Here is a 24,750-nt window from a genome sequence, read left to right as displayed (position 1 = left end):
CGGCTGACAACCCAAAGCAATGAACGAAGATCGAAGTCGTAGCGACCGACCTGTCCGAACCCTCACCGAGACAGACGACACACGCGACCACTGGTACGACCGGGTTCTGACCCGTCTCGGCCTGAAACCCCGCGAATCCATCCGCCACGATCTTGAGGACGTCCTCGCGGAAACCGTCGAGGACACGGATTTCTCGCCCCAGGAGCGGGCGATGCTCAAGAACGTGCTCTCCTTCCACCGCATCCGCGTGGAGGACGTGATGGTGCCGCGCGCCGACATCGTGGCGGTGGCGGCGGACACCAATCTCGGCGAGTTGCTCAGCCTGTTCCGCACGGCCGGCCATTCCCGGCTGCCTGTCTACGGCGAGACCCTGGACGACCCCAAGGGGATGGTTCACATCCGCGACTTCCTCGATTTCATCGCCATGCGGGCCGATGGCGGGGCTGTGGCCGGATCCGGACACGAGGCCCCCCTGCCGAGCCTCGGCGAGATCGACCTGTCGATGGCGCTCTCCTCCGCCAACATCCTCCGTCCGGTCCTGTTCGTGCCGCGCTCCATGCCGGCGATCGACCTGCTGGTGCGCATGCAGGCGACCCGGACACACATGGCCCTCGTGATCGACGAATACGGCGGGACCGATGGCCTCGTGTCGATCGAGGATCTGGTCGAGATGGTGGTGGGCGACATCGAGGACGAGCACGACGAGGATTCGACCCTCACCATCGTGCCGGCGGCCGACGGCACCTACATCGCCGATGCCCGCGCCAGCCTCGACGAGGTCAAGGAGGTTCTGGGGCTCGACCTCACCGAGGAGGAAGGCGCCGAGGACATCGATACGATCGGCGGCTTCATCGTCACCCTGGCCGGCCGCGTCCCGTCCCGCAGCGAGGTGATCGAGGGACCGTCGGGCCTGGAATTCGAGGTTCTCGACGCCGATCCGCGGCGTGTGAAACGCCTTCGCGTCCATCGCCGCACCCCGGCCTCGACCGAGGTGGAGATCAGCGAAGGAAAACCGGTCGCGCCGCGTCCTGAAAGCGCTGCCGCGGAATGAGGCTCCTGGCCAAATGAGGCTCCTGGCCAAATGAGGCTCTTGGCGAAGCGCGTCAGCCTCCTGCGAGGCTGGCGCCGCTGGCTCACGGCTTTTGCGGCCGGAGCCGCCGGCGCCCTGGCCATGCCGCCCTTTGGGTTTCTGCCCGCTCTTGTCCTCTCCCTGGTCCCCGCGATCTGGCTCCTGGACGGCACGGCCAGGAACGGTCCGTCTCGCGGGGCCGCTTTCCGATCCGCCGGCCTCCTCGGCTGGTTCTGGGGCTTCGGCTATTTCGTCGCCGGGTTGTGGTGGCTCGGCGCTGCCTTTCTTGTGGAGGCGGACCAGTTCGCCTGGGCCATGCCGTTCGGCGTGCTTGGGCTGCCTGCCCTGCTGGCCTTCTTTCCCGCCTTCGGCTTCGTCCTCGCCCGCCTGCTCTGGCTGCCGGATGCCGGGCGCATCCTCGCCTTTGCCTTCGGGCTGACGGTCAGCGAATGGCTGCGGGGCCATCTCTTCACCGGGTTTCCCTGGAACAACCCCGGGATGGCGCTCGGCCAGAACCTGTGGCTGATGCAGTCTGCCGCACTGATCGGCCTCTACGGCCTGACCTTCCTGAGCCTCCTGATCGGTGCGGCGCCGGCCGTGCTGCTCACCGGCACCACGGGGCGGGCCCGCTGGACCACTCCTGCGATCGCGGCCTGTCTCCTCGCCGGCCTTGCGCTCTTCGGCATGTGGCGCGTCCCGTCGGAGGCTTCGCCCGTCGTCGAGGCCGTGCATCTGCGCATCATGCAGCCCAACCTGCCGCAGGATGCCAAGTTCAACCCGCGCAATCGGGACGCCATCATGCGGCGCTACCTGAATCTGAGCGCGAGCCCGCGCCGCGACGGCAGCCCGGCGGCGCCGACCCATATCGTCTGGCCGGAATCGGCGTTCCCCTTCCTGCTCCACCGCGATGCCGGCTCGCTCGCGCAGATCGCCACCCTGCTCGGGCCGGGCTCCGTCCTGATCACGGGCGCCGCCCGTATGGATGCTCCCCTGCCGGGTGAGGCCGCGGGCAAGTTCTACAATGCCATCCAGGTGATCGACGAGAAGGGCACGATCCTCGGCACCTACGACAAGGTGCATCTGGTCCCGTTCGGGGAGTATGTGCCGAAAATTCTCGAGGCCTTGATCCGGGCCGCAGGACTGCGCCAGTTCGTGCACATCCCCGGTGGATTCGAGCCGAGCGGGACGCGCACAACCTTGTCCATTCCGGGCCTCCCGCCGGTGGCTGCGACGATCTGCTACGAGGCGATTTTTCCAGGCGAGATCCTGGCCGCGGGTCCGCGTCCCGACCTGATCGTGAATGTCACGAACGACGCGTGGTTCGGGCAGACGCCGGGGCCCTATCAGCATTTCGCCCAGGCCCGTCTGCGGGCGGTCGAGGAAGGCCTTCCTCTGGTCAGGGCCGCCAATACGGGAATTTCGGCCGTCGTCGATTCTTTCGGCCGTGTCACGGCCGATCTTCAACTGGGGATTGAGGGAATTTTGGATGCCGATCTGCCGGTTGCAGGCCCTCCTACTCTTTATAGGAAGTGGGGCATGTTTTCTTTGACGGCCACGCTTTCGATCTGCTTAATCATCCTGATTGCACGTCGCAGGCACCCGCCATTCCCATAAAAAAATGCTTCGATGCTGCGTCAGTTTCGGCAAGGGGACAGGCCATAATGAAGAAGTCGACGGGCTCGATCGATAAGGAAATCGGAAGCAGAGTGCGGATGCGCCGTGTCTCCATCGGGATGAGCCAGGAGAAGCTTGGCGATATGCTTGGCCTGACCTTTCAGCAGGTTCAGAAATACGAAAAGGGCATGAACCGGATCAGCGTGGCCCGCCTCGTCGAAATCGCCAAGATCCTCAATGTCGAGATCGAGTTCTTTTTTGACGGGATCAGGGGCGGAAAGCCCGAAGGCGGCTTCGCCGAAAGCGGTTCGCCTCCCTACGTGGCCGACATGATGTCGACCCCCGAAGGCCTGCAGCTCGTCCGAACCTTTGCCAGCATCAAGAGCCCCAGGGTTCGCAAAAGCATCGTTCAGCTCGTCAGTTCGCTGGCCTCGCAGGAGGAGGTTGAGCGTTCGTCATAAAGAACACGTTCGCTTGACCTTTCCCTCAGCCTGCGGCATGAGCATGTTTCTGAGCCTGTCCATTGTTACAGGTTAACCAATTTTCATTGCCTGAAGGAATCCCATCGTGCGGCGTTCGAGCTATCTTTTCACGAGCGAGTCGGTCTCCGAGGGGCATCCGGACAAGGTCTGCGACCGGATTTCCGATGCCGTTGTCGACGCCTATCTGGCCGCCGAGCCGGAAGCCCGAGTGGCCTGCGAGACCTTGGCCACCACCAACCGCGTCGTCATCGCCGGCGAGGTCCGCGGCCCTGAATCCATCACCAAGGACACGGTGATCGAGCTCGCCCGGAACGCCATCAAGGACATCGGCTACGAGCAGGACGGATTCCACTGGAAGACCGCCGACGTGTCGGTCTATCTCCATGCCCAGTCGGCCCACATCGCCCAGGGCGTCGACGCCGCCGGCAGCAAGGATGAGGGCGCAGGCGACCAGGGCATCATGTTCGGGTATGCCTGCAACGAGACGCCCGAGCTGATGCCGGCGCCGATCTATTACGCCCACAAGATCCTCGAGAACCTGACTGCGGCCCGCAAGGGCAAGGTCGGCGACGCGGCCAAGCTCGGCCCCGACGCCAAGAGCCAGGTCACGCTGCGCTACGAGAACGGCAAGCCCGTCGCGGCAACCCAGATCGTCCTGTCGACCCAGCACCTGGACGAGAGCCTCTCCTCGGACGACGTGCGCACGATTGTCGAGCCCTATATCCGTCAGACCCTGCCCGCGGGCTGGATCTCGCCCGACACGATCTGGCACGTGAACCCCACGGGCAAGTTCGTCATCGGCGGACCCGACGGCGATTGCGGCCTCACCGGCCGCAAGATCATCGTGGACACCTACGGCGGCGCAGCCCCGCACGGCGGCGGCGCCTTCTCCGGCAAGGATCCGACCAAGGTGGACCGCTCGGCCGCCTACGCGGCGCGCTATCTCGCCAAGAACGTGGTTGCCGCGGGTCTCGCCGAGAACTGCACCCTGCAGCTCTCCTACGCCATCGGCGTGGCCAAGCCCCTGTCGATCTACGTGGACCTCCACGGCACCGGCACGGTGGACGAGGGCAAGCTGGAGGCGATCCTCATGGACGCCATGGATCTGTCGCCCCGCGGCATCCGCACGCATCTCGGCCTCAACAAGCCGATCTATGCCCGCACCTCCGCCTACGGCCATTTCGGCCGCAAGCCGGATGCGGACGGCGGCTTCTCCTGGGAGCGCACGGATCTGGCCGACCGCCTCAAGGCGGCGTTCCGCTAAGATCCGCCTGGCGGGCCGGACGCATCCGGCCCCTGAGCCTCACGATACGAGCCGGTTCCCTCTCGGGTGAATCGGCTCTCATTGCATTCCCGGCACGACACGCGCCTGTTTCTCAGCCCGATCGTACCGTCCCCAGGAGCATTGGTCCCATGAGCGAAGCCGCCGATCGGGCCGGCGCCTTTTTCGGGCGACGCAAGGGCAAGAAGCTTCGCGCCGGCCAGGACGAACTGGTTCAGACCTTGTTACCCGCGATCCGCGTCGCCCCGGGCAGACCTCTGTCGGACCAGTTTCCCAACCGGGACGCGCGGGAAACCTGGCTCGAGATCGGGTTCGGCGGCGGCGAGCATCTCGCCGCGCAGGCCCGCGCGCACCGCGACGTCAATGTCGTCGGGTGCGAGCCCTTCGTGAACGGCATGGCGAAGCTTCTCGCGGTGGTCGAGCACGAGCGCCTCGACAATGTCCGCGTCTGGGACGACGATGTCACCGACCTCCTGCCGACCCTGCCCGACGCCTCCTTCGACCGGGTCTACATTCTCTATCCCGACCCCTGGCCCAAGCGCCGGCAGCGCAAGCGCCGCCTCGTGTCCGACGAGACCCTCGAGAGTCTCGCGCGGGTGATGAAGCCCGGCGCCGAGCTGCGTTTCGCCAGCGACATCGACGATTACATCGGCTGGGTGCTGGCCCGAGCCCTGCGGTCCCGGCATTTCCGCTGGACGGCCACCCGGGCCGACGACTGGCGCCGGCCCTACGACGGCTGGCCGGGCACCCGCTACGAGGCCAAGGCCATCCGCGAGGGCCGGGTGCCGAGCTATCTCACCTTCGTGCGGGTCTGATCGTCAGGCGGGTGACGCAGCCGCGCGCTCGTCGCTCATCACCGTGCCGTCGACGAGATGGAGGCGGCGATCAGCCCGGGCGGCGAACTCCATGTCGTGGGTGACCGCAACAACGGTCTTTCCGCCCTTGTGCACGAGGCCCCGCAGGATCTGGAACACCTGCTCCGAGTTCTTGCTGTCTAGACTGCCGGTCGGCTCGTCGGCCAACACCACATGGGGATCGTTGGCGAGCGCCCGCGCCACCGCCACCCTCTGGCGCTGGCCGCCCGAGAGCTGATCCGGCCTCTTGTCGAGATGGCCGGCGAGCCCGAGCTCCTCCAGCAGGGCCGCGGCGCGGTCGTGCATGGCGGCCGCCGACAGCCGGCCCGCCTTGCGCATCGGCAGCTCCACGTTCCGCAGGATCGTGAATTCCGGCAGCAGGAAGTGGAACTGGAACACGAAACCCAGCATCTCGAGCCTCAGGCGGGCGAGGGCCCGGTCGTCCAGGGTGGAGGTGTCCCGCCCGTCGATCCTCAAGGTGCCGCTCGTCGGGCGGTCGAGAAGGCCCAGCAGGTAGAGCAGCGACGACTTGCCGGAGCCCGACGGGCCCGTGATGGCGATGAACTCACGCTCGCCCACCGTCAGCGACACGTCGCGCACCAGCGTCACCGGCACGGTGGCGGGCAGGACGCGGGTGAGGTGGTCGGCCTCGATTCGCCAAGTCATGTGGCGCCCCGGATGATGTCGACCGGATTGAGCCGCGCGGCCTGACGCGCCGGGAGATAGCCGGCCACGCCGGCGGACACGAGGGCGAAGGCCGAGGCGATCGCGTAGTGCCAGACGCTCCAGAAGAGGGGCAGGCGCGTCATTTCGCGGCCGACCCCGGCGCCCGAAAGCTTGAACTCCACCTGCGACAGGGCGAGGCAGAGGAGAAGGCCGATGGCCCAGCCGACGACGGAACCGGCGAGCCCGAGCGCCAACCCCTCGATCAGGAACAGCCGGCGCATGTTGGCCTGGGTGAAGCCGAGGGACTTCAGGATCGCGATGTCGCGCGCCTTCTCGTGCGTGATGGTCGAGATGATGTTGAAGATCCCGAACCCGGCCACCAGCAGGATCGCGCCCACCACCGTGTACATGACCACGTTGCGCACCACCAGCGCCTCGAGAAGCGATTCGTTCGCCTCCTGCCAGGGCACCGCCTTGTAGCCGAGCTCGGCCTCCGCCTGGCGGGCGACCCGGGGGGCGGCCGCCGGATCGTCGAGGCGCAGGCGAATGTCGTTGATGGCGTTGGGGCGCTCGCTCAGGATCTGGGCGTTCTTGAGAAGCACGTAGGCTTCGCCCTCGTCGCGGGCGTTGGTGCCCGTGTGGAACTGCCCGACGATCCGGAAGCCGCGCGACTGGCCGGTCGGAGCGACGACCTGGATCGTGGTGCCCGTGGAGGCGCCGAGCCTCTGCGCCAGGCGGTCGCCCACGACAATGTTGTTGCCGCCGGACCGAAGCGTGTCGAAACTGCCCGACAGGAAGTCCCCTGCGACGGACGAGACTTCAGCCTCGCCTTCCGGCTCGATGCCGATCACGGTCACGCCCACGTCGCGCCCGGCGTAACGGACCACGCCCTGCGTGCGCAGGGCCTGCGCCATGCGTCCGGGCACCCAGGCCCTCAGGGAAGCCGTGGCCGCGGCCGGATTGAGAATGCCGCGCCGGTCCTCCTTCGGCCGCAAGCCCTCGAACTGGGCCGCGGCGAACAGATCCTCCGCGGGCTGCCGCCGGGGCGAACGGTGCTCGTCGGTGATCTGAACGTGCGGCATGGTGTCCACGAGCTGGGCGACGAAATCCTTTTCGGTGCCCTGCATCAGGGCCGCCATGGCGATGGAGAAGCCGACCCCGAGAGCGACGCCCAGGATCGCCACGATCGTCTGGCGTCCGCGCCCGGCGATGTGGGTCAGGGCCAGTTCCAGGATGAGGCGCATGTCACCCCTGCCTTTCCCGAACCTTCGTCCCGTCGGCAAGCTCGTCCGGGAACGGGGCGATCACCCGGTCCGTGTCGGAGAGGCCCTGCCGGATCTGCGAGTTGCTGGCTCCCCGGATGCCGACTGTCACGTCGCGCCTGCGGGCCACAGCGCCGTCGAGCACGAACAGGGCGCCGCCGCGCAGGGCGTTGGTCGGGACGAGAAGAGCGCCGGGCTCGATCCGCACGATCGCGTTCACCTCCACGGTCATACCGATGCGCAAGGGCGTGTCCTGCGGCAGGGCCAGGTGGACGCGATAGGTCTTGGCGATGGGATCGCCCTTCGGAGTGACCGAATCGACCTTCGCGTCCAGGACCTGGTCCGGAAAGGCGTCCGCCTTGAGGACGGCGCGCTGGCCGACCGCCACGCGCGGGATGTCCTCCTCGTTCACGTCGGCCTCCACCTGCAGGGGCTTGGGCTCACCGACCCAGAACAGGATCGTCCCGGGCTCGGCCGCCTCTCCCACCTCGCCGTCCTGGCGCAGGACGACGCCGCTCATGGGAGCCCGCAGGACATAGGATTCGAGCCGGGTCTCCTGGCCGGCGATCAGGGCCTGGATCTGGCCGAGCTCGCTGCGGGCCCGGTCGAGAGCCTGATCGCTGGCGACCCGTCGTTCCACCAGGGCGGCGATCCGGTCGTAATCGGCCATGGTCAGCTTCTGCCGCGCCTTCAGCTCCGCCAGGGTGGCCTCCGGCTGGCGGCTGTCGAGGCGGGCCAGAACCGCTCCGCGCTCCACCGACTCGCCCTCGCAATTGCACAGCTCGACGATCCGCTCGCGCAGGAGAGGCGCCACCTTGGCCCAGGTGCGCGGCTCCACGACCCCAGTGGCATAGACGATCTCGGCGGCGTCGCCACGCTTCGGCGACACCGTGGTGACCTCCTGCGGGCGGCTGAGGCGCCAAGAGGCCGCCGCAGCGGCCAGCAGCGCGAGCCCGAGGAGAAGAACGCGGGACATCGTCAAGGCATGATGCTCCGAAGGAGACCCTTGCCTATTATAGCTCAGGCCCGGCCGCGACAGCGCAGCTTTCTCGACCCGGCTGCGGCTCGCCTTCCGTCGCGGAGCACCGGCAGGACCTCGGGCGGTTGCGGACCAGACGGCGGGCGCATGACGGGACGATCGAGAGAACTCTTGCATTTTTCGACGTGAATCGGTATATCTCTCACGTCAGCTCTGGTTGCAGCGTCAAGCTGCTGGTCGAGAGTGGGCCCCCCGGGGTCCGCTCTTTTTTATTGCTTGGACCCCGGGGCGTGCGGAGAGCCATGACAAACGAACGCGACAACCGACTGATCACCGAGAACGGCGTCGCCGCCCGGGTGGCGGCCATCGTCGAGCCGGTGATCGAGGATCTGGGCTTCAATCTCGTGCGGGTGCGGGTCAGCGGCCAGAACGGATGCACCGTCCAGATCATGGCCGAGAGGCCGGACGGCACCATGTCGGTGGCCGATTGCGAGACCGTGAGCCGGGCGATTTCGCCGGTTCTCGATCTCGAGGATCCAATCACCACGGCCTATCATCTGGAGATCTCCTCGCCGGGGATCGACCGCCCGCTCGTGCGCGTCAGCGATTTCGAGCGCTGGAGCGGCTACGAGGCCAAGGTGGAGATGGCCGTGCCGGTCGCCGGCCGCAAGCGCTACCGCGGCCTCCTCCGGGGGGTGGAGGACGGGATGCTCGTGATCGAGCTGCCGGACGTAAAGGAAGGTCTCGATCCGATCGCCCGGGTGCCCCTGACGGATCTCGGCGAGGCTCACCTCGTTCTCACCGACGAGCTGATCCGTGAATCGCTGCGCCGCGGAACGGCGCCGACCACGGACGATCTTGATGAAGACACGGATGTGGTCGATGCGCCCGACGAGACGCCGGACCCGTCCGATCAGACAAAACCGAACTAAGGAGCGACCTCGATGGCTATCAGCGCCAACAGGCTTGAACTCTTGCAGATCGCCGATGCGGTCGCGCGCGAGAAGGTGATCGACAAGCAGATCGTGCTCGACGCCATGGCGGATGCCATCGCCAAGGCGGCCCGGTCCCGCTACGGGGCCGAGACCGACATCCACGCGGAGATCAACCCGAAGACCGGCGAGCTGCGCCTCGCCCGCCACCTCCTGGTGGTCGACGACGGCGCGGTGGAGAACGATTCCCGCGAGATCACCCTGGCCGAGGCCCGCACCCGCCACAATCCGGCCGCCCAGGTGGGCGACGTGATCGCCGACACCCTGCCGCCCTTCGATTTCGGCCGCATCGCCGCCCAGTCGGCCAAGCAGGTGATCGTGCAGAAGGTGCGCGACGCCGAGCGCGACCGGCAGTACCAGGAATACAAGGACCGCATCGGCGAGGTCGTGAACGGCGCGGTCAAGCGCGTCGAATACGGCAACGTGATCGTCGATCTCGGCCGCGGCGAGGCGATCATCCGCCGCGACGAGCTCATCCCGCGAGAGACCTTCCGCCCGGGCGACCGCATCCGCGCCTATCTCTTCGACGTTCGCCGCGAAGCCCGCGGGCCGCAGATCTTCCTGTCGCGCACCCATCCGCAGTTCATGGCGAAGCTCTTCGCCTCCGAGGTGCCAGAGATCTACGACGGCATCGTGTCGGTGCAGGCGGTGGCCCGCGATCCCGGCTCCCGGGCCAAGATCGCCGTGACCTCGCGCGACAGCTCCATCGACCCGGTCGGCGCCTGCGTGGGCATGCGGGGCTCCCGCGTCCAGGCGGTGGTGGGCGAGCTGCAGGGCGAGAAGATCGACATCATCCCCTGGTCCCAGGACCAGGCGACCTTCATCGTCAACGCGCTCCAGCCTGCGGAAGTGGTCAAGGTGGTGCTCGACGAGGAGGCCGACCGCATCGAGGTGGTGGTGCCCGACGATCAGCTCTCGCTGGCCATCGGCCGCCGCGGCCAGAACGTGCGCCTCGCCTCGCAGCTCACCGGCTGGGACATCGACATTCTCACCGAAGCCGAGGAATCCGAGCGGCGCCAGAAGGAATTCGCCGAGCGCACCGAGCTGTTCATGAACGCTCTCGACGTGGACGAGGTCGTGGGCCAGCTGCTGGCCTCCGAGGGCTTCCGCTCCGTCGAGGAGATCGCCTACGTGGATGCCGGCGAGGTGGCCTCCATCGAGGGCTTCGACGAGGATACGGCCGCCGAGATCCAGAGCCGCGCGCAGGAATACCTCGCCCGCATCGAGGCCGAGAACGACGCCCGCCGCCAGGAACTGGGCGTCTCGGACGACCTGAAGGAGATCGACGGCGTCACAACTGCCATGATGGTGGCTCTGGGCGAGAACGACATCAAGAATGTCGAGGACCTGGCCGGCTGCGCCACCGACGATCTCGTCGGCTGGACGGAAGGCCGCGGCCCGGAGGCGACCCGCTACAAGGGTGCGCTCGACGGCTTCGACCTGTCCCGTGCGGACGCCGAGAACATGATCATGGCCGCCCGCGTGAAGGCCGGCTGGATCGAGCAGCCGGAAGAGACGGTGGAGACCGAGGGATCGGCCGAAGAGGCCGAGACCGAGGCTCAGCCGTCTTAACTGGGCCATGGTAAAGCGAGGTCAGCACCCGTGCCGCGGCATGAACCGGAGCGCACCTGCATCATCACCCGCGAGGCGAAAGGCCCCGCGGAGCTGATCCGCTTTGTCCTCGGGCCCGACCATCAGGTCGTCCCCGACCTCCGGCACAAGCTGCCGGGCCGCGGCGTCTGGGTCACGGCCCGGTTCGACATGGTGGAAGAAGCGGCCAAACGTCGCCTCTTCTCCCGGGCCTTCAAGGCCGAGGCCAAGGCCGCGGAGACCCTGGCCCTGGACATCGAGCGCATGCTCCGGGACGATCTGCGCCAGGGTCTGGCCCTCGCCAACAAGGCCGGCGCGGTGATCACCGGCTTCCACAAGGTCGAGTCGGCGATCACGGATAAGCCCATCGTTGCCCTTATTCATGCCGCAGAGGCGGCCGAAGATGGGCGAAGAAAATTGGCGAACCAGTTGCGAAAACGCCTCGGCGACGCAATATCTCACTTTCCGGTCATCCAAGAATTGTCGATCGACGAATTGGATTTGGCATTAGGCCGGTCACATGTGATACATGCTGCCCTCGTCGCGGGCGCTGGGAGCGACGGCTTTCTGAACCGCTGGCACCGTTACCGCTCCTATCGCGGCACCGATGCCGATCAAACTGGCCTCGAGAACGAGACCGGCGAACCCACGATTTTGAAACCCGCAGGAACTGAGGCGGAATGACTGATACGAAAAACCAGGGCGACAAGACTCTCCACGTGTCGTCCAAGACGCTTTCTCTGAAGCGACCCGTCGAACAGGGCGTGGTGCGCCAAAGCTTCTCCCATGGCCGGTCCAAGTCGGTCGTGGTGGAGACGGTCAAGCGTCGCCCTGCTGTCGGCCCCAGCCCCGGGGTCAAGGAAGACAGGCCCGCGCCTCAACAGGCCGCGGCCCCCGCGAGCGCGCCCAAGCCCGCCGCTGCCGCTCCAAAGCCGGCCGCTCCGGCCCCGAAGCCGGCTGCCCCGGCCCAGGGCGGCCGTCCGCAGCGCAGCGCCCCGAACACTCCCCGGTCCGGCGGCATGGTGCTGCAGACGCTCTCCGAGCAGGAGCGCGATGCGCGCATGAACGCGCTGGTCGACGCCCGCCGTCGCGACGAGGAAGACCGCAAGCGCCAGGCCGAAGAGGTAGCCCGCCGCGCCGAGCGCGAGGCTGCGGAAGCCAAGGAGCGTGAAGCGGCCGAAGCCCGCAAGCGCGAGGAGGACGAGCGCCGCCGTCAGGATGACGAGCGCAAGCGCCGCGCCGAGGACGAGGCGCGCCGTCGCCTGGGCGAAGAAGCTCCGCGCCCGTCGTCCGCACCGGCTCCTGCCGGTGCCAGCCGCGCGCCCGGCTCCGACCGGCCCCGGTCCGATGGACCCCGCCCTGCCGGCCGTTTCGATGGCCCGCGTACCGGTGGCCCGCGCTCGGATGGTCCCCGTCCCGGCGGCTTCGGCGGCCCGCGCAGCGGTGGCGGCACCATGGGTGGTCGTCCGCCGAGCCTGAACCATATGGCGCGCCCTGCCGCGCCGGTCGCGCCCGATCCGGAGACGGCAAAGCCGAACGTTCGCACGACCCCGCCCGTGGCTGCCCGCGCGGCCGTGGCGGATGACGAGGAAGGCGCCCGCACCATCCGCCGTCCCGGCATCGCCGCCAAGCCGGCGGCTCTGCCGAAGACGCCCAAGGTCGCTCCCGGCGAGGAAAAGCGCCGCGGCCGCCTGACTCTGGCCAATGCGACCTCGGGCGAGGACGAGCGTACCCGCTCGCTCGCCGCGTTCCGTCGCCGCAACCAGCGCCTCATGGGCCACCGTCAGGTGGAACAGAAGGAAAAGATCGCCCGCGAGGTGATCATTCCCGAGACGATCACGATCCAGGAACTGGCGAACCGCATGTCGGAACGCGCCGTGGACGTGATCAAGATGCTGATGAAGCAAGGCCAGATGCACAAGATCACGGACGTGATCGATTCCGACTCAGCTCAGCTGATCGCGGAAGAGCTCGGCCATACGGTGAAGCGCGTTGCGGAATCGGACGTCGAGGAAGGCCTCTTCGACACGCCGGACACGGACGAGAACCTCTCGATCCGCCCGCCGGTGGTGACCATCATGGGCCACGTCGACCACGGCAAGACTTCGCTGCTCGACGCGATCCGCAAGACCAACGTGGTGTCCGGCGAGGCCGGCGGCATCACCCAGCATATCGGCGCCTATCAGGTGACCTCGCCGCTCGGCGGCAAGATCACGTTCATCGATACGCCGGGCCACGCGGCCTTCACGGCCATGCGTGCCCGCGGCGCCAAGGTGACGGACATCGTGGTGCTGGTGGTGGCGGCCGATGACGGCGTCATGCCGCAGACCGTCGAGGCGATCAACCACGCCCAGGCGGCCGGCGTGCCGCTGATCGTGGCGATCAACAAGGTGGACAAGCCCGACGCCAACCCGCAGCGGGTCCGGACCGAGCTGCTGCAGCACTCGATCGTGGTCGAGTCGATGGGCGGCGAGACCCTCGAGTTCGAGGTCTCGGCCAAGACTGGCCAGGGTCTCGAGACCCTGCTCGAAGGCCTCCAGCTCCAGGCCGAAATCCTCGAGCTCAAGGCCAACGCCGAACGGTCGGCGGAAGGCACTGTCATCGAGGCGAAGCTCGATCGCGGCCGCGGTCCCGTGGCGACCGTGCTGGTGCAGCGCGGCACGCTCCACACGGGCGACATCGTCGTGGCCGGCGCCGAGTGGGGCCGTGTGCGCGCCCTGATCAACGATCTCGGCGCCACCGTGAAGGAGGCCGGTCCCTCGGTTCCCGTCGAGGTTCTGGGCTTCAACGGCACGCCCGAGGCCGGCGACCGCGTCGCGGTGGTCGAGTCCGAAGCCCGTGCCCGCGAGGTCACCGAATACCGGACGCGCCAGAAGCGCGAGCGTCAGGCCGCCCGCATGGGCTCGGCCGGACGGACTCTCGTCGACATGATGCGCGACCTCAAGGCCGGAGCGGGCCGCAAGGAGTTCCCGCTCGTGGTCCGGGCGGACGTGCAGGGCTCGGCGGAGGCCATCGTCGGTGCGCTCGAGAAGGTCGGCAACGAGGAAGTGGCAGCCCGGATCGTCCAGGCGGGCGTCGGCGGCATCTCCGAGTCCGACGTCACCCTGGCGGAAGCCTCGGGGGCCATCATCCTGGCCTTCAACGTGCGCGCCCACAAGGAAGCCCGCGAGGCCGCCGAACGTGCCGGCATCGAGATCCGCTACTACAACATCATCTACGACCTCGTGGATGACGTGAAGGCGGCGATGTCCGGACTCCTGGCTCCGACCCTGCGCGAAGAGCGTCTCGGCGAGGCCCAGGTCCTCGAGGTGTTCAACGTGTCGAAGGTCGGCAAGATCGCCGGCTGCCGCGTCCTCGACGGCGTGGTCCAGCGCGGCGCCCATGTCCGCCTGATCCGCGACAACGTGGTAATCCACGAGGGCAGGCTCTCGCAGCTCAAGCGCTTCAAGGACGACGCCCGCGAGGTCACGTCGGGCCAGGAATGCGGCATGTCCTTCGAGAACTATCAGGACATGCGCGCCGGCGACCTCATCGAGTGCTACCGCGTGGAAGAGGTGAAGCGGACGCTGTAAGAAGCGCCCGACTTCGCTCCATCATCGCCCATCAATCCTCATGGCCGGGTCGCTCCCGGCCATGATCCCTTTTGACCGATCCGGTCCAATCCCGGAGAAGCACCCATGGCCAAACGTTTCGAACAATCCAGCGGACCCTCGCAGCGCCAGCAGCGCGTCGCCGAGTTGATCCGCCACGCCCTCGCCGAGGTCCTCTCGCGCGGGGACCTGCAGGATGACGTGCTGACGAGGAACGTCATCACCATCCCGGAAGTGCGCATGTCGCCCGACCTGAAGCTCGCGACCGCCTACGTCATGCCGCTCGGCGGGCGCGACGAGGACGCCGTGCTCAAGGCCCTCGACAAGAACAAGAAGCTGTTGCGCCAGGAGGTGGCCCGCCGGGTCAACCTGAAATTCGCGCCCGATCTGCGCTTCCGCCGCGACGAGAGCTTCGACGAGGCCGCCCGCATCGACGCGCTGCTGCGGTCCGAGCGCGTAGCCCGCGACACGGTCAAGCCCGAGCCTGACCCTTCCGACGACAGCAGCGAGTAAGAAGCGATGAGCGAAGAACGCCCGCAGCGGAGGCCGCACGGCGACCGCCCGAAGAAGCGCGACGTCAACGGATGGATCATCCTGGACAAGGGCGTCGGCATGACCTCGACCCATGCGGTCGCGGTGGTCAAACGCGGCCTGTCGGCCAAGAAGGCCGGGCATGCCGGCACCCTCGATCCCCTCGCGTCGGGCATCCTGCCGATCGCGCTCGGCGAAGCGACCAAGACCGTTCCCTTCGTCATGGATGGGCGCAAATCCTACGTGTTCACCGTGGCCTGGGGGGCGGAGACCACCACGGACGACACTGAGGGCGAGGTGGTCGAGCAGACCGACCGGCTGCCGGAACCGGCCATGATCGAAGAATACCTGCCCCGCTTCACCGGTCAGGTGCAGCAGGTGCCGCCCCGCTTTTCCGCCATCAAGATCCAGGGCGAGCGCGCCTATGATCTCGCCCGCGACGGCGAGACGGTGGAACTGCAGCCGCGCACGGTCGAGATCGACCGGCTCGCGCTGATCCACCACGCGGGCAACCGCTCGATCATCGAGGCCGATTGCGGCAAGGGCACCTATGTGCGCGCCATCGCGCGCGATCTCGGCCGTGCCCTGGGCTGCCTCGGCCATATCGCGGCACTCAGGCGCACGCGCGTCGGTCCTTTCACCGAGGACGACGCCGTCACCGTGGACGACGTTGCGACCGATCCGGCGGCCCTTCGGCCGGTGGAGATCGCCCTGAGCGAAATTCCCGCGATCCCCGTGAGTCGGGATATGGCCGGCCGCCTCATGCGCGGCCAGTCGATCATCCTGCGCGGCCGCGACGCGCCCCTGTCCGGCAAGGTCTACGCCACCTGCAACGGCGTCCTGATCGCGGTGGGCGACGTGGAACGGGGCGAGTTCGTCCCGCACCGGGTGTTCAACCTGGGCGGCTGAAACCCTTCGTCCCAGGGGCTGAGGGCGGAACTCTGGTCCGTCATCACCGGCCCTGTGCCGGCGATCCCGATCGTTCGAAGCGCAGCGCCTTTCCCGTATCGAGATGGCCGGGACAAGCCCGGCCATGACATGGCAAACGCGTCACCGCTGGCGGCAACAGCCCGGTATGAGCAGGTCTTCTCTTACCGATCCGCCTTCTGACCCTGAGCCGAGCGCGTCAGGAACTTCCGGGTGATCGGCTCGATCATGTCGTAGACGGCCTGGGCGGTCTTTTCCTCTTCGCCCAGGGTCTCCTGGAGGCCCGGGATGAATTTCTGGTTCCCGGAGGCTTCGGCCATGACGATCAAGGACTTGTAGGACGCGATCTCGAAATTCTCGAAGGCGTGGTTGGCGAAGGTGTTCTTCAAGACCTCGTCGGCCATCGGCATGTGGCCGGCGGCGGCCAGGTTGGCCATGAACTGGGTGGCCATGTCCTTCAGGATCGAGCGGTCGGCCCCAAAGGTGTGCAGCATCTCGTCGAGGCGGCGGATCTGACCTTCCGTCTCGGTGATGTGTCGGCGCAGCAGGTCGGACATCTCCGGATAGTTCTCGAACCGCTCGACCTGCCGCTCCATGAGTTGGATGGCCTGCTTCTCGAGGGCATGGGCGTTTTCCAGGCCGGTGATGAAGATGTTCCGGATGTCTTCCGAGGACGTGAGGTCGGCCATGCCGGTCGTACTGGCAGTCATGATGTCAGCTTCCTATATTGGGCGTGTCTGGGTCACCAACCGTGACCCGGGGCACTTGTTCCGCCAGGGACCGGCCCAAACGGCGCATCCTATTGCTCCGCTTGGGAAAAATGATTTTCCTGGCACTCGGGCGCATTTCGTGTATGGTGCGCCATCTTTTCGGTAGCTTCAGTCTCCGAAAGACGCGTCCGAGTTCGGACCGCGCTGGACGACATCCCGGCCCGGCCCTTCCGGACGAACCCGACCCGAGGCCCTGAAGGCCCAAGGTCTCCTGACATGCCAACCTGAAAGGACTGACGATGTCGATTACGGCTGAGCGCAAGAACGCGCTTGTCAAGGAATTCGCCCAGAAGGCTGGCGATACCGGCTCCCCCGAGGTGCAGGTCGCCATTCTCACCGAGCGGATCAACAACCTGACCGGTCACTTCAAGAGCCACACGAAGGACAACCACTCCCGTCGTGGACTTTTGAAGATGGTCTCGGCACGCCGTTCGCTTCTCGACTATCTGAAGAAGAAGGACGAGAGCCGCTACCGCACGCTGATCGAGAAGCTCGGCATCCGCCGCTAAGCTTTTCTTGAAAACGTCCGTCCGGAGCCCGGCTCCGGACGGTTTCTCCAACACTGCGCGGCTTCACGGCCCGGTGTTTCTTAAGGAGGCGGCAGACACGATGACCATGGCAGGATCGCAAGGGGCTTGTGAGGCGGGCTACCCCGCCGGCGCGAGCCTCTCGCCGTCTTGCTCATGGCATCGAGCCCCCGCCCCGCTGTCATGAAAGACACGCCATGTTCGATACTCAACGCGAAGAACTGATCTGGGCCGGGCGCAAGCTCGTGCTCGAAACGGGCAAGATGGCCCGCCAGGCCGACGGCGCCGTCGTCGCCACCTACGGTGAAACCACCGTTCTCGCCACCGTCGTGTCGGCCAAGGAGCCGAAGCCAGGCTTCGATTTCTTCCCGCTCACGGTGAACTACCAGGAGCGCACCTATGCGGCCGGCCGCATCCCGGGCGGCTACTTCAAGCGCGAAGGCCGTCCGACCGAGAAGGAGACCCTGGTCTCCCGCCTCATCGACCGTCCGATCCGCCCCCTGTTCGTCGCAGGCTACAAGAACGACACCCAGGTCGTCGTGACCGTGCTCTCGCACGATCTCGAGAACGATCCCGACATCGTCGCCATGGTGGCGGCCTCCGCGGCCCTGACCCTGTCCGGCGTGCCCTTCATGGGCCCGGTCGGCGCGGCCCGCGTCGGCTATATCGGCGGCCAGTACAAGCTGAACCCGCCGGTCCAGGAGATGGAATCCTCCGCTCTCGACCTCGTGGTGGCCGGCACGTCCGAGGCCGTGCTCATGGTCGAGTCCGAGGCCAAGGAGCTGCCCGAAGACGTGATGCTCGGCGCCGTCATGTTCGGCCACAAGCACTTCCAGCCGGTCATCGAGGCGATCATCCGTCTCGCCGAGAAGGCCGCCAAGGAGCCGCGCGACTACCAGCCGGCGGACGTCTCCGACGTGGAGAAGGCCGTTCTGGAGATCGCCGAGGCCGACCTGCGCGAAGCCTACAAGATCACCAAGAAGCAGGACCGCTACGCCGCTGTCGACGCCGTCAAGGCGAAGGTGATGGAGGCGCTGGTCCCGGCCGATGGCGAAGCCAAGTTCGACCCCGAGAAGGTCAAGGCCGTCTTCAAGGAGGCCCAGGCCAAGGTCGTGCGCTGGAACATCCTCGACACCAGCACCCGCATCGACGGCCGCGACCTCAAGACGGTCCGCCCGATCCTGTCGGAAGTCGGCGTCCTGCCGCGCACCCACGGTTCGGCCGTGTTCACGCGCGGCGAGACCCAGGCGCTGGTCGTGACCACCCTGGGCACCGGCGAGGACGAGCAGTTCATCGACGAGCTGGAGGGCACCCGCAAGGAGACCTTCCTGCTGCACTACAACTTCCCGCCCTATTCCGTCGGTGAGACGGGCCGCATGGGCTCGCCCGGCCGCCGCGAAATCGGCCACGGCAAGCTCGCCTGGCGCGCCATCCACCCGATGCTGCCGCCGTCGCACGAGTTCCCCTACACGATCCGCGTCGTGTCGGAGATCACCGAGTCGAACGGCTCCTCGTCGATGGCGTCCGTCTGCGGCGGCTCCCTGTCGCTGATGGATGCGGGCGTTCCCCTGCGCCGTCCGGTGGCGGGCATCGCCATGGGCCTCATCCTCGAGGGTGAGCGCTTCGCGGTCCTGTCCGACATCCTCGGCGACGAGGATCACCTCGGCGACATGGACTTCAAGGTGGCCGGCACGGACCAGGGCATCACGTCGCTCCAGATGGACATCAAGATCGCCGGCATCACCGAGGAGATCATGCGCGTCGCGCTCGATCAGGCCAAGGACGGCCGCGCGCACATCCTGGCCGAGATGAACAAGGCCCTGACGGCGCCCCGCGCCGAGCTCGGCGAGCATGCCCCGCGCATCGAGACCATGCAGATCCCGGTCGACAAGATCCGCGAGGTCATCGGTTCGGGCGGCAAGGTCATCCGCGAGATCGTGGAGAAGACCGGCGCCAAAATCGACATCAACGACGACGGCCTCATCAAGATCGCGTCCGCCGACGGCAAGTCGATCAAGGCGGCCTACAACTGGATCCGCTCCATCGTGGCCGAGCCCGAGGTCAACGTGATCTATGACGGCACGGTCGTGAAGGTGATGGAGTTCGGCGCCTTCGTGAACTTCTTCGGGTCCCGCGACGGCCTCGTGCACATCTCGGAGCTCGCCAAGAACCGGGTCGGCAAGGTCACCGACGTGGTCAAGGAAGGCGACAAGGTGAAGGTGAAGTTCCTCGGCATGGACGAGCGCGGCAAGGTCCGTCTCTCCATGAAGGTGGTCAACCAGGAGACCGGCGAGGACATCACCGAGCAGCTCAAGGCCGAGCGCGATGCGGAACGCGCCCAGCGCGACCAGCAGAAGCAGGCCGGCGAGTAAGGCTTCGGTCCCCTCTTAGGACCAGAGAAGGCGCGGCGAATGCCGCGCCTTTTTCTTTGTCTGCAGGCGTTGTCTTACGTCAATGGAAGACAGATCTCCGTCCGCAGCTCGGTCGGCGCCGTATCGCGCGGACTATTGAGATAGTCCTCGAACACCGGCGCATCGGCGGCCTCTCGGCCGGACGACGGCAGCCATTGGCCATAAAGCCAGTCATACGCCGCGCGCATGTCTCCGTAGGGACCTTTGTATTTCAGCACCGCATAATCACCGCCCCGGATCCGACTCGCGAATAGGGGTGCGTCGACCGCCATCGGTTCATTCACGACAACGGCGGCCTGTGATCTCAATTCGGATTCGGGAACGCTCGTGGGATCGTCGAGATAGACGCCGACCATAGGCAGATTCGGGCGGATCAGGCCGCGTTGGGCGAGGGTCGTGAAGAGCAGGTCGAAGCTCTTGCCGATGGCCATATAGGAACCGCGATGCTCGACGGCGATCAGGGTCTTGGGCGCAACGGTCGTGATGCCGACATCGTACATGGCATGAACTCCTTGAGGCGTTTTTGCTTTGAAGACGGAATGGCTGCCGACCTCGCGGTATTTCGCGGGCGGCAAGCCGAAGGCGGCACTGAAGGCACGGGTGAACGAGGCTTGGCTGTCGTAGCCGGCCCGCTCCGCCACATTCAGGATCGGCCTGTCGGAATGGGCGAGGTCGGCGGCTGCGCGCTGCAGTCTCAAGCGCCGGACAGTGGCGGCAACTGTTTCCCCGAAATGGGCGTGGTAGATCCGATGCCAGTGATAGGGCGAGAGACATGCAATACCGGCCAGCACATCGAGGCTGAGTTCCTCATCCAGATGATCGTGGATGTAGGCGGATACCCGCGTGAGGCGGCTGGCATAGCTTTCAAAAGTCGCTTGTTCCATCGTGTGGCATCCGCCTTCAAGGTCGTCGGTCCAACCTTAAGCGGAACGCCTTTGATAAATCCTGCTCTTCCGCATCACCGCCCCAAACCGTCCGCCCGCGGGATGATCCAGCTCCCCAGGGGAGCCGCCCGTCCCCTGATCTGGACGATCCGGCGGTCGCGGTCGGAGAGGTCGAGGCCGGCCCGGGAGGCGAGGTCCTCGGAGATGACCAGTTCCACGTCGAGTTCCTTGGCGAGGCCTTCCAGGCGGCTGGCGGCGTTGATGGTGTCGCCGACGGCCGTGAGGCTGGTGGCCTGGCCGTAGCCCATCTGCCCGACGATGGCCGGGCCGGCATGGAGCCCCATGGCGATCGTCAGGGGCTGCTCGAACTCGCTCGCATATTCCTCGTTGAGGTGCACGAGCGCGGCCTTGATCCGCAGCGCCGCGTCGAGGGCCTGCCGGGCCGCCTGCTGGGGCGAGGCCTTGAGGCCGAAGAGGGCGAGCACGCCGTCGCCGATGAACTTGTCGATATAGCCGCCCGCATCCTCCACCGCCTGGCCCACCGCCTCGAAATAGCGGTTGAGGATGAAGACCGTGTCGAAGGGCAGGCGCCGCTCGGCGAGGCTCGTGAAGCCGCGCAGGTCGCAGAACAGCACCGCGATCTCCTGCTCCTGGCCCTGGGCCCGGCCGCCGCGCACCAGCGCGGTCACGCCGTTGCGCCCGGTGGACAGGATCGGTACGACCGAGACGTCGTGGGTGGGCCGGAACTGGCAGGCGAGCCGCACGTTCGGACCCGCCTTGATGCGGGCGAGCGTGCCACGCTCCTGGGGCGTGGGCGGCGGCTGGCGCTGATGACCGTCGAGCACCCGCACCCGGCAGGTGGAGCAGCGCCCGCGCCCGCCGCAGACGGAGATGTGGGGAATACCGGCGCTGCGGCTTGCCTCCAGGACGCTGAAGCCGAGCGGCACGGTGGCCACCTGATCGTTCGGGTAGAACACGCGCACGCGCCGCGACCACAAGGGCACGCTGCGGATGAAGCGGGCGGCGAGCGTCGCCGCGATGAGCCCGCCGAAAGCCGCATAAAGAAGCGGGCCGGCCGCCGGCAGGATGTCGGACGAGGGGGGAACGGGCGTCCCGAACCGGCCGGGCGCGTCCGCGATCTCCCGCCCGGCCTCCGCGAAGCCGAGCAGCGCGAGGACCGGGACAAGGACGGCGCCCGTGTAGAGAAGCAGCGCCGAGCGCGGGAACCAGCTTTTCGGACGCAGCCAGAAATAGACCCCGAGGCACCCGTGCAGCCAGGCGATCAGGAGGGCGACGGACTGGCGGGCCCCGATCCCGGGATTGAGGACCCAGAGGTTGCGGACCACTTCGGGATAGCCGGAATCGTGCCCGGTCAGGGCCCATTCGATCCGGGTTCCGACCACGTGCCCGACCAGAAGGAACGGCAGGCTCACTCCCAGGATCAGCTGGGCGGCCTCGCGCCAGGGCATGCGCAGGGTCCGGCGCCGGTAGAGCGCCAGCAGCGCGAGCAGGAAATGCACCAGGATGGACCCGTAGAGGAGCACCGTGCCGGCCGGGTTGCGCCACAGGCGGTTGAACCAGGAGCGGCCGTCCTCCATGGCCTCGACTGACACCAACCCGAGGGCATGATTGGAGAAATGGGTGAGGAGAAAGGCCCCGAGCACGAGCCCCGTGAACAGACGGATCTCGCGGGTCCGGAGATGGATCTCGGAGCTCCCTGAATCGGGTGCCGGTTTGCCTCGAACACTGGTCATACGCGTCTTTCAGATCAGCCCGGCGGCGTCTCGTCTTCAGGCTTGCCTGCCGCCATGCAGTTGCACCAAGGTGCCGGTTGTCAAATCACGATCCCTGCACCGGCTCTCCGCACCATGTCCCACATCATCACCAGCGTTACAGAACTCGAAGCCCTCTATGGCGAGGTCAACAGGGGCTCGCTCCTGAAGGAGACGGACCGGGTCGTGCCCGAATACCGGGCCTTCATCGAGGCGGCGCCCTTCGTGGCCTTGGCCACACGCGGCCCGGAGGGGCTCGACTGCTCCCCCCGCGGGGACGGACCGGGCTTCGTGCGGGTGCAGGACGACAAGACCCTGCTCCTGCCCGACCGGCGCGGCAACAACCGCATCGATTCGCTGAAGAACATCGTGCGCGAGCCCGCAATCGCCCTGCTGTTCCTGATCCCGGGGATCGGCGAGACCCTGCGGGTCAACGGCCGCGCGGCCATCTCGATCGAACCCGCCCTGCTCGACAGCTTCGCGGTCGACGGCAGGGCACCGAAATCGGTGATCGCGATCACCGTCGAGGCGGTCTATTTCCAGTGCGCCCGCGCGATCCTGCGCTCGGAATTGTGGAACCCGGCAAAGCACGTGGCGCGCGCCTCGCTGCCGAGCGCCGGCCAGATCCTCGCGGCCCTGACGGCCAATGAGATGGGCGGCGAGACCTACGACAAGGCCCTGCCGGAGAGGCAGCGGTCGACCCTCTATTGAAGCGGATGCTCTTGACCTGACGTCCCCTGCCCCCGAAAAGGCAGATCCCACCTGTTCTGGAAAAGGCACAAGGACATTCCATGACGATCCAACGCATCAAGCCCGGCCCGCGCATGAGCGGCGCCGTCGTCCACGGCAACACGGTCTATCTCGCCGGCCAGGTCGCCAATCAGACCGCCGGGCAAAGCGTCGCCGAGCAGACGAAGGAAATCCTCTCGATCATCGACGGCCTCCTCAGCGAGGCGGGCACCGACAAGTCGAAGATCCTGATGGCCAATATCTGGCTCACCGACATGGGAGCGTTCCAGGAGATGAACGCCGTGTGGGATGCCTGGGTGTCGGCCGGCAACACCCCGGCCCGCGCCACCGTCGAGGCGAAGCTCGCGGCTCCGGCCTTCAAGGTCGAGATCGCCGTCATCGCGGCGAAGTGAGGCTTCTCAAAAACGAAGCGGGCCGTCAGGCCCGCTTCGTTCCGTCTCGCGCCGTCGTGCTTACGGGCAGGGATGGCGCAGGCCATCGTAGCCCAGATAGGTGCCCGAGGCCGGGTCGTAGGACTTGAAGCGCTGGGCGCAATAGGCCGAGCCGCCGCCGGGGGCGACATAGGTCGGAGCGGCCTGAGCCTGCGACTGGGCGATGGCCCCGCCGATGATGGCGCCCGTGGCAAGACCGATGGCGCCGGCCGCCGCCGCCGAGCCGTAGTCGCGGCGGTAATAGCGCGGACCGTAATAGCCGTAACGCGGGCCGTAGTAGCCGCGGCGCGGCCCGTAGGCGCGGCGCTCCACGTAGCGCGGGCCGCCGCGGTAGTAGCGGCGATACTGCACGTAATCGGACTGAACCTCACCCTTCTTCAAAGCGGCAACGAGTTCGTTCACCGGCGCCGTCTGCGTCTCGGCCGCGGAGGCCGGAGCGGCGAGACCGAAGGTACCCAGGACAGCCGTCGCAGCGGCCGCCAAGACAAACTTACGCATGAGCTAACTCCTCTAATCGTGGGGAGCGAACGCGAAGAACCCGCCGGTCGTTCCGTTTTTGCGGGATTTCGGACTATCTCTCGCGGGAACGTGAGGATGAATGATCCTGCACGATGCCGTCGGGTTTGGCGGCAACGACCCGCCTGCCCTCCACCCGCCCCTGCCCGGTCGGACAGAGATCGAGAATCGCGCAGCGCCCGCAGGCCGGGCTCTTGAAGAAGCAGCAGCGCTGGCCGTGCAGCATCATGACCTCGTGGTGATCGTAGACCTGCTGCGCATCCCAGTCCTCGGGCAGCAAGGATGCCAAGGCCGCATGGGACGGGCCGACGGCAACCGATTGGGGAATGAGTCCGGTGCGTTGCGCCACCCGGTGGTGATGGCTGTCGACGGGCAGCGCGGCCTTGCGCAGCACCGAGAACGACAGCACCGCAGCGCTTGTCTTCGGGCCGATCCCCGGAATGCTCTCGAGCCACGCCCTCGCCTCCCTGACCGGCATGGCGCCAAGGAAATCGAGCGACAGGCTGCCGTGCCGCTCCTCGACGGCGCGCAGCACCGCCTGCAGGCGCGGCGCCTTCTGCTCCGGCCAGGTGACGCCCTGGATCGTCGCCTCCACCTCCTCGGTGGGCGCGCTCATCATCGCGCGCCAGTCGGCATAGCGGGCCTTGAGCGCCTTGAAGGCGCGGCCCGAATCCGCGTTGCGGGTGCGATGGGAGAGCAGCGACGAGATCAGCTCGCTCAGGGGGTCGAGGGAATGGAAATACGCGATCGGACAGCCATAGATCTGGCAGAGGCGCTCGTGGATGGCGAGCGCCTTCGCCTTGAGGTCCTGCAGGTCCGGATTCATCCCGAGGCAAGTCGCGAATCGGGAG

At 67.0% G+C, this 24,750-nt stretch carries 23 protein-coding genes; 15 read left to right on the top strand and 8 right to left on the bottom strand.

Features of this window, described 5'->3' with window-relative positions:
- Positions 1-19: 19 nt before the first annotated feature.
- The 5 genes from KBI52_RS25935 to KBI52_RS25915 all read left to right on the top strand — a co-directional run bounded on the left by KBI52_RS25935 (position 20) and on the right by KBI52_RS25915 (position 5,262).
- Positions 20-1,051 carry a hemolysin family protein gene (locus KBI52_RS25935; protein ID WP_173948772.1) on the top strand — a complete coding sequence of 344 codons (1,032 nt, stop codon included), beginning with the start codon at positions 20-22 and terminating at the stop codon, positions 1,049-1,051.
- Positions 1,052-1,081: 30 nt separating this feature from the next.
- Complete coding sequence (lnt, locus tag KBI52_RS25930) at positions 1,082-2,683, top strand: apolipoprotein N-acyltransferase (RefSeq protein WP_210812215.1); 1,602 nt, start codon at positions 1,082-1,084, stop codon at positions 2,681-2,683.
- A 47-nt stretch (positions 2,684-2,730) separates the two neighbouring features.
- A complete protein-coding gene (locus KBI52_RS25925; protein ID WP_173948770.1) occupies positions 2,731-3,144 on the top strand; it encodes a helix-turn-helix domain-containing protein in 414 nt (137 codons plus the stop codon).
- A gap of 106 nt (positions 3,145-3,250) precedes the next feature.
- The gene (metK, locus tag KBI52_RS25920; protein WP_173948769.1) at positions 3,251-4,429 is read left to right on the top strand and encodes a methionine adenosyltransferase; all 1,179 of its coding nucleotides are present in this window, start codon (positions 3,251-3,253) and stop codon (positions 4,427-4,429) included.
- A 149-nt stretch (positions 4,430-4,578) separates the two neighbouring features.
- On the top strand, positions 4,579-5,262 hold the full coding sequence (locus KBI52_RS25915; RefSeq protein WP_210812214.1) for a tRNA (guanosine(46)-N(7))-methyltransferase TrmB: 684 nt from the start codon (positions 4,579-4,581) through the stop codon (positions 5,260-5,262).
- A gap of 3 nt (positions 5,263-5,265) precedes the next feature.
- On the opposite strand, the gene KBI52_RS25910 is transcribed toward KBI52_RS25915, so the two are convergent.
- From KBI52_RS25910 to KBI52_RS25900, 3 genes are read right to left on the bottom strand one after another with little or no spacing between them, the layout of a single operon-like run.
- Positions 5,266-5,967, bottom strand: coding sequence for an ABC transporter ATP-binding protein (locus tag KBI52_RS25910; RefSeq protein ID WP_173948767.1), 702 nt, complete (start codon positions 5,965-5,967; stop codon positions 5,266-5,268).
- Positions 5,964-7,211, bottom strand: a complete 1,248-nt coding sequence (locus KBI52_RS25905; protein WP_173948766.1) for an ABC transporter permease — start codon at positions 7,209-7,211, stop codon at positions 5,964-5,966. Before KBI52_RS25905 ends, KBI52_RS25910 begins: the two co-directional genes overlap by 4 nt.
- Before the next feature lies 1 nt (position 7,212).
- A complete protein-coding gene (locus tag KBI52_RS25900; RefSeq protein ID WP_210812213.1) occupies positions 7,213-8,205 on the bottom strand; it encodes an efflux RND transporter periplasmic adaptor subunit in 993 nt (330 codons plus the stop codon).
- Between the two features lie 305 nt (positions 8,206-8,510).
- Here KBI52_RS25900 and rimP point away from each other — a divergent pair, with 305 nt between their 5' ends.
- The 6 genes from rimP to truB all read left to right on the top strand — a co-directional run bounded on the left by rimP (position 8,511) and on the right by truB (position 15,820).
- Positions 8,511-9,140: a ribosome maturation factor RimP gene (gene rimP, locus KBI52_RS25895; RefSeq protein ID WP_210812212.1), complete on the top strand. Its 630-nt coding sequence runs from the start codon at positions 8,511-8,513 to the stop codon at positions 9,138-9,140.
- 12 nt (positions 9,141-9,152) lie between these two features.
- Positions 9,153-10,772 (top strand): transcription termination factor NusA, encoded by a 1,620-nt coding sequence (nusA, locus tag KBI52_RS25890; protein ID WP_210812211.1) that lies wholly within the window; start codon positions 9,153-9,155, stop codon positions 10,770-10,772.
- 30 nt (positions 10,773-10,802) lie between these two features.
- A complete protein-coding gene (locus tag KBI52_RS25885) occupies positions 10,803-11,474 on the top strand; it encodes an RNA-binding protein (protein ID WP_173948762.1) in 672 nt (223 codons plus the stop codon).
- The gene (gene infB, locus KBI52_RS25880; protein WP_210812210.1) at positions 11,471-14,362 is read left to right on the top strand and encodes a translation initiation factor IF-2; all 2,892 of its coding nucleotides are present in this window, start codon (positions 11,471-11,473) and stop codon (positions 14,360-14,362) included. Before KBI52_RS25885 ends, infB begins: the two co-directional genes overlap by 4 nt.
- A gap of 105 nt (positions 14,363-14,467) precedes the next feature.
- The gene (gene rbfA / locus KBI52_RS25875) at positions 14,468-14,893 is read left to right on the top strand and encodes a 30S ribosome-binding factor RbfA (protein WP_173948760.1); all 426 of its coding nucleotides are present in this window, start codon (positions 14,468-14,470) and stop codon (positions 14,891-14,893) included.
- A gap of 6 nt (positions 14,894-14,899) precedes the next feature.
- Complete coding sequence (truB, locus tag KBI52_RS25870) at positions 14,900-15,820, top strand: tRNA pseudouridine(55) synthase TruB (protein WP_210812209.1); 921 nt, start codon at positions 14,900-14,902, stop codon at positions 15,818-15,820.
- Positions 15,821-16,002: 182 nt separating this feature from the next.
- Here truB and KBI52_RS25865 read toward each other — a convergent pair whose 3' ends face one another.
- Entirely contained in the window at positions 16,003-16,548 is a 546-nt protein-coding gene (locus tag KBI52_RS25865; protein WP_210812208.1) for a ferritin-like domain-containing protein, read from the bottom strand.
- Between the two features lie 299 nt (positions 16,549-16,847).
- Here KBI52_RS25865 and rpsO point away from each other — a divergent pair, with 299 nt between their 5' ends.
- Together rpsO and pnp are read left to right on the top strand one after the other, a co-directional pair.
- Positions 16,848-17,117 (top strand): 30S ribosomal protein S15, encoded by a 270-nt coding sequence (gene rpsO / locus KBI52_RS25860; protein WP_173948757.1) that lies wholly within the window; start codon positions 16,848-16,850, stop codon positions 17,115-17,117.
- Between the two features lie 215 nt (positions 17,118-17,332).
- The gene (pnp, locus tag KBI52_RS25855; protein ID WP_173948756.1) at positions 17,333-19,507 is read left to right on the top strand and encodes a polyribonucleotide nucleotidyltransferase; all 2,175 of its coding nucleotides are present in this window, start codon (positions 17,333-17,335) and stop codon (positions 19,505-19,507) included.
- Between the two features lie 74 nt (positions 19,508-19,581).
- Here pnp and KBI52_RS25850 read toward each other — a convergent pair whose 3' ends face one another.
- The gene (locus tag KBI52_RS25850) at positions 19,582-20,430 is read right to left on the bottom strand and encodes a GyrI-like domain-containing protein (protein WP_210812207.1); all 849 of its coding nucleotides are present in this window, start codon (positions 20,428-20,430) and stop codon (positions 19,582-19,584) included.
- A gap of 74 nt (positions 20,431-20,504) precedes the next feature.
- The gene (locus tag KBI52_RS25845) at positions 20,505-22,184 is read right to left on the bottom strand and encodes an adenylate/guanylate cyclase domain-containing protein (protein WP_173948754.1); all 1,680 of its coding nucleotides are present in this window, start codon (positions 22,182-22,184) and stop codon (positions 20,505-20,507) included.
- A gap of 114 nt (positions 22,185-22,298) precedes the next feature.
- Between KBI52_RS25845 and KBI52_RS25840 the strand changes: the two genes are divergently transcribed.
- Both KBI52_RS25840 and KBI52_RS25835 read left to right on the top strand, forming a co-directional pair.
- On the top strand, positions 22,299-22,913 hold the full coding sequence (locus tag KBI52_RS25840; RefSeq protein ID WP_173948753.1) for a pyridoxamine 5'-phosphate oxidase family protein: 615 nt from the start codon (positions 22,299-22,301) through the stop codon (positions 22,911-22,913).
- 80 nt (positions 22,914-22,993) lie between these two features.
- Positions 22,994-23,344 (top strand): RidA family protein, encoded by a 351-nt coding sequence (locus KBI52_RS25835; RefSeq protein ID WP_173948752.1) that lies wholly within the window; start codon positions 22,994-22,996, stop codon positions 23,342-23,344.
- Positions 23,345-23,404: 60 nt separating this feature from the next.
- Here the strand turns inward: KBI52_RS25835 and KBI52_RS25830 are convergent, their stop codons facing one another.
- The gene (locus KBI52_RS25830; RefSeq protein ID WP_173948751.1) at positions 23,405-23,881 is read right to left on the bottom strand and encodes a BA14K family protein; all 477 of its coding nucleotides are present in this window, start codon (positions 23,879-23,881) and stop codon (positions 23,405-23,407) included.
- A 73-nt stretch (positions 23,882-23,954) separates the two neighbouring features.
- Complete coding sequence (gene nth, locus KBI52_RS25825; protein ID WP_247654664.1) at positions 23,955-24,725, bottom strand: endonuclease III; 771 nt, start codon at positions 24,723-24,725, stop codon at positions 23,955-23,957.
- Positions 24,726-24,750: the final 25 nt, after the last annotated feature.

This window comes from Microvirga sp. HBU67558, assembly GCF_018069605.1.
GTDB classification, from domain to species: Bacteria; Pseudomonadota; Alphaproteobacteria; order Rhizobiales; family Beijerinckiaceae; genus Microvirga; species Microvirga terrae.
This window is presented reverse-complemented; position numbering and strand designations above follow the sequence as displayed.

Coding starts and splice junctions, on each gene's coding strand:
- KBI52_RS25935 (WP_173948772.1), top strand. CDS start 20: ATGAACGAAGATCGAAGTCGTAGCGACCGACCTGTCCGAACCCTCACC.
- lnt (WP_210812215.1), top strand. CDS start 1,082: ATGAGGCTCTTGGCGAAGCGCGTCAGCCTCCTGCGAGGCTGGCGCCGC.
- KBI52_RS25925 (WP_173948770.1), top strand. CDS start 2,731: ATGAAGAAGTCGACGGGCTCGATCGATAAGGAAATCGGAAGCAGAGTG.
- KBI52_RS25915 (WP_210812214.1), top strand. CDS start 4,579: ATGAGCGAAGCCGCCGATCGGGCCGGCGCCTTTTTCGGGCGACGCAAG.
- KBI52_RS25910 (WP_173948767.1), bottom strand. CDS start 5,967: ATGACTTGGCGAATCGAGGCCGACCACCTCACCCGCGTCCTGCCCGCC.
- KBI52_RS25905 (WP_173948766.1), bottom strand. CDS start 7,211: ATGCGCCTCATCCTGGAACTGGCCCTGACCCACATCGCCGGGCGCGGA.
- KBI52_RS25900 (WP_210812213.1), bottom strand. CDS start 8,205: ATGTCCCGCGTTCTTCTCCTCGGGCTCGCGCTGCTGGCCGCTGCGGCG.
- rimP (WP_210812212.1), top strand. CDS start 8,511: ATGACAAACGAACGCGACAACCGACTGATCACCGAGAACGGCGTCGCC.
- nusA (WP_210812211.1), top strand. CDS start 9,153: ATGGCTATCAGCGCCAACAGGCTTGAACTCTTGCAGATCGCCGATGCG.
- infB (WP_210812210.1), top strand. CDS start 11,471: ATGACTGATACGAAAAACCAGGGCGACAAGACTCTCCACGTGTCGTCC.
- rbfA (WP_173948760.1), top strand. CDS start 14,468: ATGGCCAAACGTTTCGAACAATCCAGCGGACCCTCGCAGCGCCAGCAG.
- truB (WP_210812209.1), top strand. CDS start 14,900: ATGAGCGAAGAACGCCCGCAGCGGAGGCCGCACGGCGACCGCCCGAAG.
- KBI52_RS25865 (WP_210812208.1), bottom strand. CDS start 16,548: ATGACTGCCAGTACGACCGGCATGGCCGACCTCACGTCCTCGGAAGAC.
- rpsO (WP_173948757.1), top strand. CDS start 16,848: ATGTCGATTACGGCTGAGCGCAAGAACGCGCTTGTCAAGGAATTCGCC.
- pnp (WP_173948756.1), top strand. CDS start 17,333: ATGTTCGATACTCAACGCGAAGAACTGATCTGGGCCGGGCGCAAGCTC.
- KBI52_RS25850 (WP_210812207.1), bottom strand. CDS start 20,430: ATGGAACAAGCGACTTTTGAAAGCTATGCCAGCCGCCTCACGCGGGTA.
- KBI52_RS25845 (WP_173948754.1), bottom strand. CDS start 22,184: ATGACCAGTGTTCGAGGCAAACCGGCACCCGATTCAGGGAGCTCCGAG.
- KBI52_RS25840 (WP_173948753.1), top strand. CDS start 22,299: ATGTCCCACATCATCACCAGCGTTACAGAACTCGAAGCCCTCTATGGC.
- KBI52_RS25835 (WP_173948752.1), top strand. CDS start 22,994: ATGACGATCCAACGCATCAAGCCCGGCCCGCGCATGAGCGGCGCCGTC.
- KBI52_RS25830 (WP_173948751.1), bottom strand. CDS start 23,881: ATGCGTAAGTTTGTCTTGGCGGCCGCTGCGACGGCTGTCCTGGGTACC.
- nth (WP_247654664.1), bottom strand. CDS start 24,725: ATGAATCCGGACCTGCAGGACCTCAAGGCGAAGGCGCTCGCCATCCAC.